The organism is Xenorhabdus eapokensis (assembly GCF_001908105.1).
Map to the genome: position 1 here is coordinate 1 of NZ_MKGQ01000017.1, position 15,863 is coordinate 15,863.

Annotated in this window: 15 protein-coding genes, 1 pseudogene and 1 riboswitch; of the genes and pseudogenes, 12 read left to right on the forward strand and 4 right to left on the reverse strand. The window is 41.8% G+C overall.

The window, feature by feature from the left end; translation table 11 throughout:
* The first annotated feature begins 75 nt into the window (after positions 1-75).
* Both Xedl_RS12095 and Xedl_RS12100 read left to right on the forward strand, forming a co-directional pair.
* Complete coding sequence (locus tag Xedl_RS12095; protein WP_244149709.1) at positions 76-3,375, forward strand: DUF637 domain-containing protein; 3,300 nt, start codon at positions 76-78, stop codon at positions 3,373-3,375.
* Positions 3,372-3,704, forward strand: a complete 333-nt coding sequence (locus tag Xedl_RS12100; RefSeq protein WP_074023996.1) for a hypothetical protein — start codon at positions 3,372-3,374, stop codon at positions 3,702-3,704. The genes Xedl_RS12095 and Xedl_RS12100 overlap by 4 nt, the downstream gene beginning before the upstream one ends.
* A gap of 40 nt (positions 3,705-3,744) precedes the next feature.
* Here the strand turns inward: Xedl_RS12100 and Xedl_RS12105 are convergent.
* A pseudogene (locus Xedl_RS12105) lies at positions 3,745-4,206 on the reverse strand (ATP-binding cassette domain-containing protein); the annotation flags it as partial.
* Positions 4,207-4,296: 90 nt separating this feature from the next.
* Here Xedl_RS12105 and Xedl_RS12110 point away from each other — a divergent pair.
* Together Xedl_RS12110 and Xedl_RS12115 are read left to right on the forward strand one after the other, a co-directional pair.
* Positions 4,297-4,506: a DNA/RNA non-specific endonuclease gene (locus Xedl_RS12110; protein WP_279625360.1), complete on the forward strand. Its 210-nt coding sequence runs from the start codon at positions 4,297-4,299 to the stop codon at positions 4,504-4,506.
* Complete coding sequence (locus Xedl_RS12115; RefSeq protein WP_074023998.1) at positions 4,506-4,841, forward strand: hypothetical protein; 336 nt, start codon at positions 4,506-4,508, stop codon at positions 4,839-4,841. Before Xedl_RS12110 ends, Xedl_RS12115 begins: the two co-directional genes overlap by 1 nt.
* Positions 4,842-4,941: 100 nt before the next feature.
* Here the strand turns inward: Xedl_RS12115 and thiQ are convergent, their stop codons facing one another.
* The 3 genes from thiQ to thiB are packed head-to-tail and all read right to left on the reverse strand — an operon-like array spanning position 4,942 to position 8,184.
* Positions 4,942-5,637, reverse strand: coding sequence for a thiamine ABC transporter ATP-binding protein ThiQ (thiQ, locus tag Xedl_RS12120; protein WP_074024000.1), 696 nt, complete (start codon positions 5,635-5,637; stop codon positions 4,942-4,944).
* The gene (gene thiP, locus Xedl_RS12125) at positions 5,630-7,234 is read right to left on the reverse strand and encodes a thiamine/thiamine pyrophosphate ABC transporter permease ThiP (RefSeq protein ID WP_074024002.1); all 1,605 of its coding nucleotides are present in this window, start codon (positions 7,232-7,234) and stop codon (positions 5,630-5,632) included. Before thiP ends, thiQ begins: the two co-directional genes overlap by 8 nt.
* Positions 7,210-8,184, reverse strand: coding sequence for a thiamine ABC transporter substrate binding subunit (thiB, locus tag Xedl_RS12130; RefSeq protein ID WP_208605049.1), 975 nt, complete (start codon positions 8,182-8,184; stop codon positions 7,210-7,212). Before thiB ends, thiP begins: the two co-directional genes overlap by 25 nt.
* Before the next feature lie 172 nt (positions 8,185-8,356).
* Positions 8,357-8,461: riboswitch (TPP riboswitch) on the reverse strand.
* A gap of 122 nt (positions 8,462-8,583) precedes the next feature.
* Between thiB and rppH the strand changes: the two genes are divergently transcribed.
* The 8 genes from rppH (at position 8,584) to Xedl_RS12170 (ending at position 15,852) form a co-directional block, all read left to right on the forward strand.
* Positions 8,584-9,114, forward strand: a complete 531-nt coding sequence (gene rppH, locus Xedl_RS12135) for an RNA pyrophosphohydrolase (protein WP_074024006.1) — start codon at positions 8,584-8,586, stop codon at positions 9,112-9,114.
* A gap of 9 nt (positions 9,115-9,123) precedes the next feature.
* Entirely contained in the window at positions 9,124-11,370 is a 2,247-nt protein-coding gene (gene ptsP, locus Xedl_RS12140) for a phosphoenolpyruvate--protein phosphotransferase (RefSeq protein WP_074024008.1), read from the forward strand.
* 120 nt (positions 11,371-11,490) lie between these two features.
* Positions 11,491-11,769 carry a type II toxin-antitoxin system TacA family antitoxin gene (locus Xedl_RS12145; protein WP_074020356.1) on the forward strand — a complete coding sequence of 93 codons (279 nt, stop codon included), beginning with the start codon at positions 11,491-11,493 and terminating at the stop codon, positions 11,767-11,769.
* Positions 11,769-12,296, forward strand: a complete 528-nt coding sequence (locus tag Xedl_RS12150; protein ID WP_074024010.1) for a GNAT family N-acetyltransferase — start codon at positions 11,769-11,771, stop codon at positions 12,294-12,296. Before Xedl_RS12145 ends, Xedl_RS12150 begins: the two co-directional genes overlap by 1 nt.
* A gap of 162 nt (positions 12,297-12,458) precedes the next feature.
* Positions 12,459-13,349, forward strand: coding sequence for a prolipoprotein diacylglyceryl transferase (gene lgt / locus Xedl_RS12155; RefSeq protein ID WP_074024012.1), 891 nt, complete (start codon positions 12,459-12,461; stop codon positions 13,347-13,349).
* Positions 13,346-14,140: a thymidylate synthase gene (gene thyA, locus Xedl_RS12160; protein WP_074024013.1), complete on the forward strand. Its 795-nt coding sequence runs from the start codon at positions 13,346-13,348 to the stop codon at positions 14,138-14,140. Before lgt ends, thyA begins: the two co-directional genes overlap by 4 nt.
* A gap of 174 nt (positions 14,141-14,314) precedes the next feature.
* Complete coding sequence (locus Xedl_RS12165) at positions 14,315-15,208, forward strand: alanyl-tRNA editing protein (protein ID WP_074024015.1); 894 nt, start codon at positions 14,315-14,317, stop codon at positions 15,206-15,208.
* 2 nt (positions 15,209-15,210) lie between these two features.
* Positions 15,211-15,852: a LysE family translocator gene (locus Xedl_RS12170; protein ID WP_074024016.1), complete on the forward strand. Its 642-nt coding sequence runs from the start codon at positions 15,211-15,213 to the stop codon at positions 15,850-15,852.
* Positions 15,853-15,863: the final 11 nt, after the last annotated feature.

Here is a 15,863-nt window from a genome sequence, read left to right on the forward strand (position 1 = left end):
CACATTAGGTATTTTTGCCAACTTTAAACAAGGTAAAAAACAACGCGACTGGCTTCAACAAACTCTCGTTATTGGGTGTTAAAGTCGAGCATCGCGTTAAACTATGATGATTCTATCCTAAAAAATAATAAAAGAATGTCGGAGCTATTTAATAAAAATAAGGAATTAAAATCATTTGAAGAAGCATTATCAATTGAAAAGTTAAACACAAAAGGTTCTGTATATCTAAATTCTGCAAATCAATCTCTTAATTTACGAGGGATCAGTATTGAAGCTGGAAAAGATATTACCTTACTTTCCGCAAAAGATATAGATTTAGGCCCTAGGATTATTTCAAAAGACTTTGGGTATAGATATTGGATAGGTTCTCAAGGTATTAGTTGGACAGAGAATAAAGATACTCTTTGGATGTATAACTCTCCTAATTTTGCTGCAATAGATGATGCATATAAAGGTGGTCATAAAAATACTTCCGCAGAAATAACTTCAGCTATAGATCCATTTGAATTTTGGATTTCTACAGAGTTGATTGATAAAATTTCAAGTAAAGTTAAAGCAGGAGGAGAGCTTTTAGTTCAATCAGGAAGAGATCTCAGTGGACAAAGTGCTACATTATCTTCGAATGGTCATACATTATTATTTTCTGGTCGAGATATAACTTTTAATTCATTTCCATATTCGACAGCACCTAATCCTATAGGTTATGACTGGGAACAGAGAGGGTATCAGTTAGGTTCCAACTTGATTGGCAAAAAAAAATTAACTTTAATTGCTAATAATACTTTAACCACTCAAGGAAGTTCTCTTCAATCTAAGGGAGATATAAATATTACTAGTGGTGGAAACATACGTTTTGAATCTAGTCGAAATGGCATTCATAAAATAACCAGAAACAGTAGCTTAACCAATATAACTCATAAAAGCACAGCAATAGATAGTGTTGGTGATTTAAATATTGTAACTAACGGTAGTCTTTTATTTCAAGCTACTAAATTAAACTCTGGGGGTAAATTAAATGTAGCTGCCAAAGGTGGATATTTATATGCTCAAGCTCAAGAAGAAGTTCTTGATGAAACAAATACAAATTCAAAAACTAGTTGGGGTGGATTTGGTAAAACAAAAACTTCTACACAGAATCGCCATGATGTGACAAATAAAGTAACTGAGTTTAAATCTATTGGAGATATCAATTTACTTAGTCGAGATGATAGTACTTACGAAGCAAGTAAAATTGAAACCAATAAAAATGCCAAGTTAACGAGCACCCACGGAAAAGTAAATTTTAAGGCCGTTAAAAATACATCCTTTGAACAAACTATTACCCAATCTAAAGGATTTTTCATTAAGAATGGCAATAGTGGTCATCGTGCAGAAGCATGGGTACTGCCTTCTGTTCACATTGGTGAAAAGTTAACAATTGATGCAGCAAATGGAATCAATGCTGACATTAAAACACAGAAAGGCCAATCCTTACAGGCTGTACTCACTGTTCTTGGTAATACCCCTGAAACAGCGTGGTTAAAAGGATTAAGCCAGCGCCGGGATGTACATTGGAATGAAGTTCAGGATGCTTATAAGAGTTGGAATTATGAGAGCCAGCATTTAAACCCTGCCGTTTCTGCTGTTATCGCTATCGCTGTCGCTGCCGTCACAGCTGGTGCGGGGGTAACTATCGCCGCCGCCAATGCTGCCGCAGGTACAGCTAGTGGCGCAGCTGCCGCAGCTGGAGCTAGTGCTGCAACAGCAGCAACAGTAAGCACTGCTACATATGGCGCAGTTTCTGCTGGTATCGCATCTTTGGCGTCTACTGCGGCGGTCAGCCTTATTAATAACCAAGGCAATGTATCCAAAACTCTCAAAGAGATGGGTAGCAGTCAAACGGTAAAATCAATCGTCACTTCAATGGCAGTCGGTGGTGCGTTGGCCGGGTTTGACAAATTTATGGGCGTGGAAAAAGCGGCTAACGGTGCAACTAAAGCACCTTTATTAAGTAATCAAGAATGGAGCAAAGTTGCTCAACGTGTTGCAGGGCAATCTGTTATTAGCTCGAGTTTAAATACTGCAATCAACGGTGGCAGCTTTAAAGATAATTTCACTACGGCATTGCTTGCAAATGCTGGTAATCAAATTAATGCGGAAGGCGCAAACCTTGTTGGGGATTACGGGGTAGAATTAGGCTTACCCGGTAAAGCTATTAGTCATGCTGCCATATCAGCCCTTTCCGCTCACATTGGTGGTGGAGATGCAAGAGGTGCAGCCGCAGGCGCACTTGCAGCTGAGCTTGGTAAGATGACACTGTATAAGACTTTTGATGACCCCGCACAGATTCTGGCAGGCGGCAAAATTATCGGTGGGATTGCTGGGGCATTTGCTACCAATAGTGCTGAAGGGGTTAACAGTGGCGCAAATGCGAGTGAAATCGTTCTTGAGCATAATTTCTTTCAGCATGAACTGATAGAGCTGGATAAAAAAATCACAGCAGCGAAGAAGAAAGGTGAAGATATCGCACCTATCATTGCAGAAGAGCGCAATAAATTGGCAACAGAGAGAGAATCTCTCAAAAACGAGTGTCAGGCTAAACCAACACTTTGTGCTCATAATCTTCGTTATTATGCTAACGATGCACTAGAACCTGTAGATTCCTTCATCGGTAGGCTTTATTTTGAACCTGAAGTTATTGCATTCACCTTTGATGAATCGGCGAAAGATCATGCCGTCATTGATAAGTATACCAATGGGTTAGGCCAAGCGCTGGAATATGGGCTAGTCGCAGCAAAATCTCTGGGTGGTGAAGACACACGGTTTTCAATAACAGGGAAAAGTATCAGAACTGGGATCCACAATTCACAAGAAAAGCAGCCGGGTTTTTCGCCTACAAAGCCAACAGTTGTTGTTATAAACTCTGGTAAAACAGGTGCTTGGGAAAAGCAATTGAATAAGCCGCAACCAAATACAATTTATCATGTAGACGGAAATAAAACGTTCCAAACTGATTCATTAAGCCGTACCATCATTGCTGAAGGTTCTCTGTCTTTGTCTAAAAACGACCGTAATACTTATCAACAGAGCAAGACAGGGAAAAGTGGCAATCCAGGTGATGAAGGGGGTCATTTATTTGCCAGTATCTTTAATGGGCCAGGTGAGAAAATAAATATTCTCCCAATGAATGGAAATCTGAATAAAAGTGAATGGAAAAAGATGGAGAATTCTTGGGCCAAGGATTTGAAAGACGGTAAGCAAATTGATGTTAAAATTGTACCTGTTTACAAAGGTGAGAGTAAACGCCCTGAAAGCTTTAACGTAACATATTCTATTGATGGTGGTAGACCAATAGTGAAAGATTTTAGCAATGCTCCTGGAAGTGGTGAAAAATGAAGGAATTAGATATGCTTCATAATAAAATTGGCCAATTACTTGTTGATGCAGGGCCGGAAGATGCGCAGAAAATACTAGTACGTGCAACATTATCCCCAGAAGGTGATGCTTGTGAATATGAATACGATTATATAGATAACGAAGGGCATGAAGACTGGTTTCTCCCTGATGCTCACGCCAGTTATGACCTTAGGTTACTATTAGTAGAATTAAGGAAGTATTACGTGGAAAACAATTTGACTAACGCTCGTCCCGCATGGAATGGCTGTTTGCTCATTGTTGACCTTAAAAAGATGAAAATTAATATAGAATTCAAGTACGAAGACTAACCAGAAGATGATCCCAGCCACAAGCGCTGGGATCTTCCCTTTATCTATAAATCCCCAAAACCACCGCCTCAGCAGCTTCTCCTCTCACCAATTTCTCCGTCGCCCCATCGTAATGAATTTTGCCATCCACAATCAGCAAAGAACGTGGCGCGATTTTGGCTGCATCATCAAGATTATGGGACACCATGAGTAAAGTCATTTGCTGTTCGGTGCATATTTGATCCAGTAATTCCAGCATTTCATTGCGTAAAGCTGGATCAAGTGCCGAAAAGGGTTCATCCAGCAATAAAATCGGTTGATGGCGGACTAAACAACGTGCCAATGCTGCCCGTTGACGCTGTTCACCAGAAAGTTGAGCGTGCAGGCGAGACAACCATGCCTCCAATGACACTTGGAAGGCTATTTGTTGGAGGATATTTTTTTGCTCAGTGTTTAAATGGGAAAACAGGTTATTTTTCTGAAACAGCATCGAAACAAGCCGTCTGGAAGGTGAAGTTTTTGTCTGATGACAAAATCGACACTTAACTTCCACCGTTGCCATTTAATTTCTCTCATAAAAAAGAAATATTATTTCTTAAGAACAATACCTTGAATACATGATCCTAATTTAAACCGTGGAGCTTGGAAGAAAATGGAGAATAAGTGGACTGGTGCTTTAAAAAATGGTCATCAAGTTCAGGTAAAGATAGATGTTTCTTACAAAGATAATGGTGCCAGACCAAACCGTTTTTCGGTAACTTATCAGGTAGGCAATGAAAGGCCGGTAATAGAAAGATTTGAGAATGCACCAGGAGGTAAATAATGGTGAGTGATGATGAATTTTATTCAGAAATTGGTCGCATATTGTATGAATCTGCGCCTGATAATGCACAGAAGATTTTATTGGATGTAGAATTATCTCCTGAAAATGATCATGCTAAGTTTTTATATGACTATATTGATGAAGACGGAAGAAAAAAATGGTTTTTACCCTCATCTCCAAAAACAGATGATGATGTTATAGAAAATTTAGTCATGCTGCGTAAATACTATGTAGAAAATAATCTGACCAATGGTTGTCCTGTATGGTATGGGTGCCTGATCACTGTTGACCTTGAAAAGATGAAAATTAATATAGACTTCAAATACGAAGACTAGCCAGAAGATGATCCCAGCACAGGGCTGGGATCTTCCTTTTATCCATAAGACACATTCAGCATTTTTCGGAGGAGAATAGTTGATAATTTATCCGCCAACATCAACCAATCCCCAAAACCACCGCCTCCGCAGCCTCGCCACTCACCAATTTCTCCGTCGCCCCATCGTAATGAATCTTGCCATCCACAATCAGCAAAGATCGTGGCGCGATTTTGGCTGCATCATCAAGATTATGGGACACCATCAATAATGTCATTTGCTGTTCGGTACATATTTTATCCAGTAATTCCAACATTTCATTGCGTAAAGCCGGATCAAGTGCCGAAAAGGGTTCATCCAGCAATAAAATCGGTTGATGGCGGACTAAACAACGTGCCAATGCTGCCCGCTGGCGTTGTCCGCCAGAAAGTTGAGCGGGCAGGCGCGATAAACACTCCTCCAGTGACACTTGAGAGGCAATCTGTTGCAGCATTTGCTTTTGTTCAGCACTTAACCGTAATCCCGGATGCAATCCCAAACCAATATTTTGCTCAATGGTTAAATGGGAAAACAGGTTATTTTCCTGAAACAACATCGAAACAGGCCGTCTGGAAGGTGGCGTGTTTGTATGCTTTTCGCCATCCAGCCAGATAGTACCGTGTTCTGGAAACTGAAACCCCGCGATTAAGCTTAACAATGTACTTTTACCTGCCCCGCTAGGGCCGAGGATCGCAATGCGTTCCCCAGCTTTTACGCTCACATTAAAATGCATGGCAAAGTGTTCATAAGTATAAATGACATTTTCAAGTTTAATCATGGCGTCGGCTCGGTAAGCGTTCAATTACAGTGAATAAAACAAAACACAGCAGGAGCAGCAGAAATGCGGTCACTGCACCATCCTGACTGCGATATGCCCCAATTTGTTGGGAAAGGTAATAAGGCAAAGTGCGGAAATTTTCATTGCCAAATAAGGCGATCACACCAAAATCGCCAATAGATAATACACACGCGAAAGCCAACGCTTGTGCCAATGGAATTTTTAATGCCTTAAGCTCGATCCAATACAGGCGGTGCATTCCCTGAATATTGAGAGAGCGGCATAAGGGATTGTAACGTTCTGCCAGATCACGCATTGGATTTTCCAATACTTTGAGTGCGTAGGGGATCGCCATCAATGCGTTGGTCAGGATAATCAGTCCGTAAGGCGATTGAGGCAGACCAATCGTTGTGTTTAGCAGGAGAAAAAAACCGGTGGCAAGGACGATCCCCGGCATAGCAAGGATCAACAATCCACTGGTTTCCATTGCTTGTCCCCATCGAGAGAAATGACGTAAGCGTAATTCTCGGCTGCTCCATAACAACATCATGGTGAGAATAACACACAGTAAACCTGCGCCCAGTGCAATGATAATGGAGGTTGTAAGGGCTTGCCATAAAGCTGTTTGGCTTAAAACATTAAAAATATCACGGTTCAAGCCATCAACGATGACCGCCAATAAAGGAGGAATTAATAGCAGTAACGCGATGCCAATCAGTAAACCATCAGATAATTTTTGCAGCCATGAATCCTGTGGATTACGCCATTGTTGTTGATGCCCATAACCAACGGAAAGCGCGCCTTTAAGTTTTTGGCTAAGGAGTACCAAACCGAGACAACAAAAAAGTTGTATCAAGGCAAGCAGGGCGGCATGACCAAGATCGTAGTCATAGCTGAGAGCCTGATAAATGGCAAGTTCAATGGTCGTTGCGGCTGGGCCACCGCCAAGAGCAAGAACCGTCGCGAAACTGGCAAAGCACAGCATAAAAATCAGTGCTCCCGTCGGTAAAATTTGGCGGCGCAGGTAAGGCCACTCAATAAAACGAAAATGTTGCCATTCACTCATACCGAGCTGGGCAGCAAGTTGGCGCTGCTCAATGGCAATACTCTCCAGAGATTGCAGTAATAACCGTGTAGCCATTGGCATATTAAAGAAAATATGTGCCAGCAAAATCCCCTGTAGGCCATAAGGTGTGAAACGATATTCAACGCCTATCCATTGGAAAATATTAGCCAGCCAGCCAGTCTGACCATAAACGGTGAGAATACCAAACAGAGCCACCAAAACAGGGAGAATTAAGGTCATGGCACATAAGCGCAGAAATAGGGTTTTGCCGGGAAAACGGCGACGGTAAAGTGCTCGCGCCAGAAAAATGGCGGGTGTTACCGATAAAATGGCAGATAAAAATGCCTGCCAGAAGGTGAATCGAATGACATGCCAGAGATAACTGTCATGCAAGAATTCTTGCCAATGGCTTTCAGGCGCATTGAACCACAGCGTCCCGAATGCTGACAGGGCAACCACAATTAACAGGCCGGAGGCAATAACCCCCGGCAATAACCAACCCGCGATTAACGACTGACAGCGCTTTGCCATGTACGGATCCATTTTGTACGGTGTTTTGCCACATCATCTGCGTTGAATTGCAGCGATTTCTCAGGAACAGGAAGTTGTTTAAAAACGTCAGGTAAAGGGATATCAATGACGGGATACATCCATTGGGTTGTTGGAATGGCTTGCTGAAATGCCGGAGAGAGCATGAAATTCATAAATTTTTGCGCCAGTTCCGGCTGTTTACTTGAGGCCACTTGAGCGGCCACTTCAATCTGCAAATAATGCCCTTCCTTGAAGATAGCAGCAGCGTAGTTATCTTTTTTCTCTGACATAATGTGATAGCCGGGTGATGTGGTATAGCTCAGCACCATATCACCTTCACCTTTCAGAAACAGGCCATAGGCTTCACTCCAGCCTTTAGTGACGGTGAGTGTCTTTTGGGCAACTTTCTGCCACTCCTGAGCGGCTTTGTCGCCATAGAGTTCCTGCATCCAGAGCAGTAGCCCCAAGCCCGGCGTGCTGGTGCGTGGATCTTGATAAATAATCTTCCAATTCTGGTGGTTATTGATTAATTCATCCATACTTTTAGGGGGATGAGGCAGGGTATTTTTGTTGTAAATAAAGGCAAAATAACCGTAATCGTAAGGAATAAACGTCGTGTTGTGCCATGTGATGGGTAATTTCAGTTTTGAGGCATCGACGTGACTTGGTGTGAATAACCCTGTTTGCTGGGCGGCTTGAATCAGGTTGTTATCTAAACCCAGTATAATATCTGCGGGTGTTTTTTTGCCTTCCATTCTCAAGCGGTTCAGCAAAGATACTCCATCTTCCAACGCAACAAGTTTCAGTTCACAGTCACATTCCGCTTCAAAGGCTTTTTTGATGGCAGGCCCTGGACCCCATTCAGAAGCAAATGAATCATAAGTATAAACTGTCAGAGTAGGTTTTGCCTGGTCTGTTTGAGCAAAGACACTGGCAGAAATAGACAGCATACTGATAGCAATAAAGCTGGAAAATAATTTCGTAAACACTTTGCTCTCCTATAGTTGCACATATCAATAATTAAAAATATTGATAGTTATATACATTAATGACTAATGTTTGTTATTAGCAGATAGCAAAGGATCTGAGAAGATGCTAAATGAAAATGACATCTGTTATATCAAGGATTAGCGACTCAAATCCCTACGGCGGTACTAACCGATTCAGGTTCGACGGGTTTGTTCTCAGCAGTACTGTTTGACAACAGCCGCACCCCGTTGAGATGGCGGTATTGTAGAGACTTCGGCTACATCTGCAAAGTCTAATCATAGAGGTTTAGGTTTACCGCTTGAGATGAGTATGAAACAATTAGCTATCTTTTTAAATTTGTTATATCGAGAGGTAGTCTGGTGATCGATGATGATGGCTACCGCCCGAATGTAGGAATTGTAATTTGTAATCGCCAAGGGCAGGTTCTGTGGGCCCGCCGTTATGGGCAGCATTCCTGGCAGTTTCCTCAAGGGGGTATCAATCCAGGGGAATCACCAGAGCAAGCGATGTATCGCGAGTTGTTCGAAGAAGTTGGTTTAAATCGCAAAGATGTACGGGTTCTCGCCTCAACCCGAAGTTGGTTGCGTTACAAATTACCCAAGCGTTTGGTGCGTTGGGATACAAAGCCTGTTTGTATCGGGCAAAAGCAACGTTGGTTTTTATTGCAGTTATTGTGTAATGAAGCGGATATTAATGTGCAGCGCAGTAAGATACCGGAGTTTGATGGTTGGCGTTGGGTCAGTTATTGGTATCCTGTCCGGCAGGTCGTTTCTTTTAAACGAGATGTATATCGCCGCGTGATGAAAGAATTCTCTTCTATTGTGATGTCAACGCCGGAGCCCACTTCATTATTACCTTCACCTTATTTATATCGTCGTAGAAAAAGTTAGGTCATTGCTATGCTCATGCGCTTACGGGAAATTGTCGAACAGGTTGCAATGGCAACTAATTTATCGGAAGCGCTTGAGTTATTGGTTAATGAAACATGTCTGGCAATAAACACGGATGTTTGCTCTATCTATTTGGCGGATCATCAGCGGCAATGTTATTACCTGATGGCGACCAAAGGGCTAAGAAAACCGAAAGGGCGAGCAATTAGTCTCTCCTTTGATGAAGGCGTTGTGGGGCAAGTTGGGCGTTTATCCGAATTAATTAATCTCGCTGATGTCCGTGAGCATCCTAGTTTTAAATATATTCCTCAGGTAAGAGAAGAAAGTCTGCGGGCTTTTTTAGGTGTGCCGATTATTTATCGTCGCCAATTGCAGGGAATATTAGTCGTCCAGCAATATGAGCGACGGTTATTTAATGAAAGTGAAGAATCTTTCATGGTGACATTGGCGATGCAGCTTGCGGCGGTTCTCGCTCAGGCACAAACAAAAGGGGTATTCGGCCAGTATCGTCAGACCCGCATTAAGGCGCTTACCATTTCTAATGGCATTGTTATGGCACAGGGATGGCAAGATCGTTCCCAGCCTTTGTTGGAACAAGTGACTGAAGCATCGACCCTGGATTATCAGGCTGAACGCGCCAGGCTGACTTTTGCCCTTGAAGAAGCAACCGCTGAGTGCCGTCGTATCAGTAAACGCTTTACTGCCAGTTCACAGAAAGAAAGTGCCGCCATTTTCGATCTCTATTCTCATTTATTAAATGATCCTCAACTCAAGCGGGATCTGTTTTATTCCGTCGATAACGGTTTTGTGGCGGAATGGGCGGTTAAAACTGTGATTGAAAAATATGCTGAACAGTTTACCAGCTTGCAAGATCTTTATATGCGCGAGCGGGCATCGGATCTACGGGCACTCGGCCAACGGGTGCTGTTTCATCTGAATGGCTCCTTCACGGGCACAAGGCAGTGGCCGCAGCGCTTTATACTGGTTGCTGATGAACTCAGTGCCAACTTGTTGGCTGAGTTGCCACAAGATCAATTGGTTGGCGTGATTGTGCGCGATGGCGCGACTCACTCCCATTCTGCAATATTGGTTCGTGCGATGGGTATTCCCGCTATCATGGGAGCGGATATCCAGCCTGAGTTGTTACACAACCGGACACTCATTCTTGATGGTTATCGTGGCGAAATTTTTATTGAACCAGAGCCTCTGGTTGCCCAGGAATACCAACAACTTATTGAAGAAGAAAAAGTTATCAGCAAATTAGCTGAATATGAACAGCAGAAACAAGCGCGGCTAAAAAGTGGAGAACGGGTTCTGGTGCAGCTTAACGCAGGCTTGAGTCTGAAACATGAACGGCAGATAGAAGATAATATTGACGGTATTGGGCTGTACCGCACCGAAATCCCGTTTATGCTGCATAGCGGTTTCCCATCAGAAGATGAGCAGAAAAATCGTTACCAAGAGATACTGGAGCTTTTCCCTGATAAGCCAGTCGTATTGAGAACACTGGATATTGGCGCTGATAAACAACTTCCCTATATGCCCATCAATGAAGAAAACCCTTGTCTGGGCTGGCGGGGAATTCGCATCACGCTGGATCAACCGGAAATATTCCTGATTCAGCTACGTGCGATGCTAAAAGCCAATGCACAGACTGGCAATTTAAAAATACTCTTGCCGATGGTAACCAGTATTGAAGAGATTGATGAAGCCCGAAAACTGATTGAGAGAGCGAAAATTGAAGTAGAGCAAACACTAGCCGATACCATCACAATGCCCCAGATTGGTATGATGCTTGAAGTACCTTCTACCCTTTTTTTGCTGCCCCAATTAAAGCAACGGATTGATTTTGTTTCTATTGGTACGAATGATTTAACCCAGTATTTGCTTGCCGTGGATCGCAATAATACACACGTCGCTTCGCTATATGATAATTTACATCCTGCGGTGATTAAGGCCTTGAAACTCGCCTTTGATGAATGTCAGCGCCTTGATCTCCCGATTAGCATATGCGGAGAAATGGCAGGTCTACCAATGGGAACACTCATATTGCTTGGCTTAGGTTATCGTAGCCTGAGCATGAGTGGCCGCAGCGTTCCGCGTACTAAGTATTTATTACGCCACTTGGATGCTAAAGAACTAGAGCATCTTATTAAATTGATTTTGCAAGCTGAAACCAGCCATGAGGTCAAAGCGCTCTCAGCCGAATTTATGGAATCGCATGGCTTGGGTGGCTTGATTCGAGGGGGGATTTAGAAAAGCTATACAAAAAAAGAGCTATTTTCTTCATGTACGTGTATTTAAATTGTACATATTGTGAATCATCAGATTCTTTTGTACTATTTAAATGTGTACAAAAAATAGGAGGACTTAATTATGCCTCAGATTCCAGTAGAAACCAATGACCGTATGTCCTTACGGATTTCTTCAGACGACAAATTGTTGTTGATACGTGCAGCCGCCTTGCAACATACCAATCTAACCGAGTTTGTAGTCCGTAATGTGGTGTCAGTAGCACGAAAGGTCATTGACGAAAATGAGCGATTGGAACTCACCGAGAGAGACAGTTTGCGTGTACTGAACCTTTTGGATAACCCGCCGACACCTAACGATAAGTTAATGGCCGCAGCATTTGCCCTACCAAAGAGGCCATAGTGATGTTACCGATCTGGTATGAAGAGCCTATCAGTAAACATCATGATCGTGCCTCTTTAGACTGTGGTGATTATACGTTGAATCAGTTTTTACATCGCCATGCAAGGCAGAATCACGAGAAGGGTGGGGCAAAAACTTATCTTGCTATTACTGATGATATCAATAAGAAGATACTTGGATATTACACGCTTAGCCCTGCTTCTGTCACTTACGAACGTGTACCTGAAGTGGTTAAGCGTGGTCTGGCACGTCATGAAGTGCCAGTTTTTCGACTTGGCCGCTTGGCAGTGGATGTTTCAGCACAAAATCGAGGGCTTGGGGGACAATTATTACTTGCCGCAGGACGACGCTGTCTTTTGGTTGCTATGCAAGCGGGGGGTGTTGCTCTTCTGATTGATGCTAAGAATCAACAGGTTGCAAAATGGTATGAGAGTTTTGGCGCAGTCCCGTTATTAGATGCTCCTTTATCTCTGTTATTGCCATTCAAAACTATCCATCTTGCGCTGACCACGGCCGGAAAATTGTAAATGTAACGAAAGATCTTAGCGCTTGCTACTTACGGTTTAGTGGTGGGAGCGAGTCACTTGCCTGTGTTATCATCAGCGATTATTTGTCTTAAGCCATTCAAGTCATATAATTTACTCGCACAAGATCATTCATTCACACAACATTATTTTTAGTGGGGAACGATGAGCATTAGCTATCTGGCATTTCCTAATATTGACCCAGTCATATTTTCAATCGGGCCTGTATCCCTCCACTGGTACGGTTTTATGTATCTGGTTGGTTTTGTTTTTGCCATGTGGCTGGCAAATCGCCGTGCGGCAAAGCCGAACAGTGGCTGGAACAAAGCCGAAGTTGAGAACTTACTGTATGCAGGGTTTGTCGGGGTTTTCGTCGGTGGACGCCTCGGTTATGTTCTGTTCTATAACCTCCCAATGTTCCTTGATAACCCGCTTTATCTGTTTAAAGTTTGGGATGGAGGAATGTCTTTCCACGGTGGATTGATAGGGGTTATCTGCGCGATGTGGTGGTTTGCGCGCCGCACCAAGCGCCACTTCTTACAAGTCGCAGATTTTGTTGCTCCATTGGTTCCCTTTGGTTTGGGGATGGGGCGTATTGGTAACTTTATCAACGGAGAATTGTGGGGGCGTGTTACGCTTGATACGCCGTGGGCGATGTTATTCCCAGGCTCCCGCAGTGAAGATATTGCTCTAGCCACAGACAATCCTTCGTTATGGCCTATTCTGGAAAAATATGGTGTCCTGCCCCGCCATCCATCACAGCTATATGAGATGGTGCTTGAAGGCATTGTATTATTTATCATCCTCAATTTATTTATCCGTAAACCGCGCCCGATGGGGAGTGTTTCAGGTTTATTCCTGATTGGTTACGGTGCATTTCGCATAATAGTCGAATTTTTCCGCCAGCCTGACGCCCAGCTTGGGCTGTTTGAAGGGATAAGTATGGGGCAAATGCTTTCTATCCCAATGATTTTATTCGGAATATTTATGATGATATGGGCGTATAAATATCCTGGCAACAAAACCCGCAATAACAAGGTACAAGAGGCAAAATGAAACAGTATCTGGATTTAATGAAAAAAGTTCTGGAAGAGGGCACAGCAAAAGATGACCGTACAGGGACGGGAACACTCTCTATTTTTGGTCATCAGATGCGTTTCAATTTGCAAGAAGGTTTTCCGTTGGTAACAACCAAGCGTTGCCATATTCGTTCCATTATCCATGAATTGCTTTGGTTCTTGAATGGCGACACCAATATCAAATACCTGCATGATAATGGCGTGTCTATCTGGGATGAATGGGCTGATGAAAATGGCGATTTGGGGCCGGTTTATGGTCAACAATGGCGTGCCTGGGGCTCTGCGGATGGTCGTCAAATCGATCAATTAACTCAGGTTATTGAACAGTTGAAAAGTGATCCTGATTCACGTCGGATCATCGTTTCTGCATGGAACGTTGGAGAGTTGGATAAAATGGCGTTGGCGCCATGCCATGCTTTTTTCCAGTTTTACGTAGCGGATGGCAAACTTTCCTGCCAGCTTTACCAGCGCTCTTGTGACGTATTTTTAGGGTTGCCATTCAACATCGCCAGTTATGCCCTGTTGGTGCATATGATGGCTCAACAGTGTGATCTTGAAGTTGGTGATTTTGTCTGGACGGGTGGTGATACTCACCTGTACAGCAACCATTTGGAACAGACCAAACTGCAATTAAGCCGTGAGCCACGCGCGTTACCTAAGTTAGTAATTAAGCGTAAGCCAGAATCATTGTTTGATTATCGATTCGAAGACTTCGAGATTGTGGACTATGATCCACATCCTGGTATTAAAGCTCCAGTTGCAATTTAATTCTCTTTTTCCATCCTCAAATCTGGGGATGGAAAATGTATTTACCCTCATTAATTATTTATTCCATTAATTATATTTGTTTTTGTGCAGTAAATTCATCCTGTAGAGAGCTTGACATTTTTTAATCAATAAGTAGATTAAATGTTTATAACATAAACAGTAGGCGAAATTGACATGTTAAGTAACTCAGTAATTGAATCTTCATTTATGACTGGGCAATTGAATTTGGATGCAATAGTCATCGATATATTAAAATATAATAATGGTTATATTATTATTACGGATAATAGCCCATTTTATCCTGAAAACTATAAATGGGGAGATCAAAAAAGTGATATTGGAATTATAGTCTTTAGTACCCATATATTAAATATTGTCAAAACTTATACCGCGGCTATCATTGACGGACAAGTTTATATTGGTCAGAATATACCTAACAAATTAAATTCAGAAGATAAACTTATTCCAGCACACTATTTAGAGTCACTAAATGGTCTGGAAGAAAAGGTTATCATAGATAAAAGAATTATTATAGGTAAAAAAATTGAGTTATCTGTTGATGCAGAAGCCAGACATAAAATAAGTGCAGCACATAGCATGGCACATTTTATGTCTTTGGCTCTAAATAAGGTGGCTAATAAATATTGGAATAAAAATTATGATACAGATAGTTTAGGCAATTTTAATTTGGATAAAGCATCAATATTTAAATCGTCAATTTCTGAGTTACAATCCGTAGATATATATCGATTTGGTAAATCGATAAAGAAAAAAGGATTTGATAAGGCAGCCTTTTTGCAGGACATTAATCGTGTTAATGAAGAAATTAATCTCACCTTGAAAAACTGGCTTTCAACCGGAAGAGAAATACAGGTTGAATACACATCAAAAAATATTGAAGATTTACGATTATGGAAAAGTACTGTAGAAAATCATCCAGTTATTATCCCTTGTGGTGGGACTCATATAAAAAATACAGAAGAAATAGGGGATGTTAAAGTGGAAATCAGTCCAGGAGAAAGTGATGAATATGTTGTAATCACCACACATTGTCAGTTGAGATCATAAAGATGATTAGCTTTGAATTGATATCCATATTTATTTTATTGGCGTTGCTCTCTTATCTGACACCTGGTCCCGATTGGGCCGTTATCAGTAAAGGCGTATTCAAGAGTAAAAGGGAAGGAATGCTCACTGCATTTGGTGTGCAAGCCGGGTTGTTTTTTCACCTTGTTTTAGGATCATTGGGTGCTACAGTTATTCTGGCGACATCGAAACTAGCTTTTAGTATATTGCAAATCATTGGAGCCTTTTATCTTGTTTATCTGGGAATCTCTGGGGTAAGAGAAATTTATTGCAATAAAAATCAACAACAATCTGTCACAGTTTCACAAGATGTCGTCAAACAGAAAAGAAACCCTTTTTTAATTGGGCTTCTGACCAATGTGTTTAATCCAAAAGTAGCCATATTTTTTATCAGTATTTTGCCTCAATTTATTAATCCATCACTACCCCCGCTAAGACAAGTTATCATACTTGGGATTATTGATATTATCATTGGTATATTTTGGTGGATTATATTTGTTTATGCACTATCTTATATTCAGAATTTATTTTTAAAAGGAAATTTCCAAGTTATCATTGAATCTATCACTAATGCATTTTTATTGTTATTTGGGTTTATTATGTTAGCAAGTGCTATTTTTATGTAAATAATTTATTA

Coding starts and splice junctions, on each gene's coding strand:
- thiQ (WP_074024000.1), bottom strand. CDS start 5,637: ATGATTAAACTTGAAAATGTCATTTATACTTATGAACACTTTGCCATG.
- Xedl_RS12170 (WP_074024016.1), top strand. CDS start 15,211: ATGATTAGCTTTGAATTGATATCCATATTTATTTTATTGGCGTTGCTC.
- Xedl_RS12115 (WP_074023998.1), top strand. CDS start 4,506: ATGGTGAGTGATGATGAATTTTATTCAGAAATTGGTCGCATATTGTAT.
- Xedl_RS12145 (WP_074020356.1), top strand. CDS start 11,491: ATGCCTCAGATTCCAGTAGAAACCAATGACCGTATGTCCTTACGGATT.
- Xedl_RS12100 (WP_074023996.1), top strand. CDS start 3,372: ATGAAGGAATTAGATATGCTTCATAATAAAATTGGCCAATTACTTGTT.
- thiB (WP_208605049.1), bottom strand. CDS start 8,184: ATGCTGTCTATTTCTGCCAGTGTCTTTGCTCAAACAGACCAGGCAAAA.
- ptsP (WP_074024008.1), top strand. CDS start 9,124: ATGCTCATGCGCTTACGGGAAATTGTCGAACAGGTTGCAATGGCAACT.
- thiP (WP_074024002.1), bottom strand. CDS start 7,234: ATGGCAAAGCGCTGTCAGTCGTTAATCGCGGGTTGGTTATTGCCGGGG.
- lgt (WP_074024012.1), top strand. CDS start 12,459: ATGAGCATTAGCTATCTGGCATTTCCTAATATTGACCCAGTCATATTT.
- thyA (WP_074024013.1), top strand. CDS start 13,346: ATGAAACAGTATCTGGATTTAATGAAAAAAGTTCTGGAAGAGGGCACA.
- Xedl_RS12165 (WP_074024015.1), top strand. CDS start 14,315: ATGTTAAGTAACTCAGTAATTGAATCTTCATTTATGACTGGGCAATTG.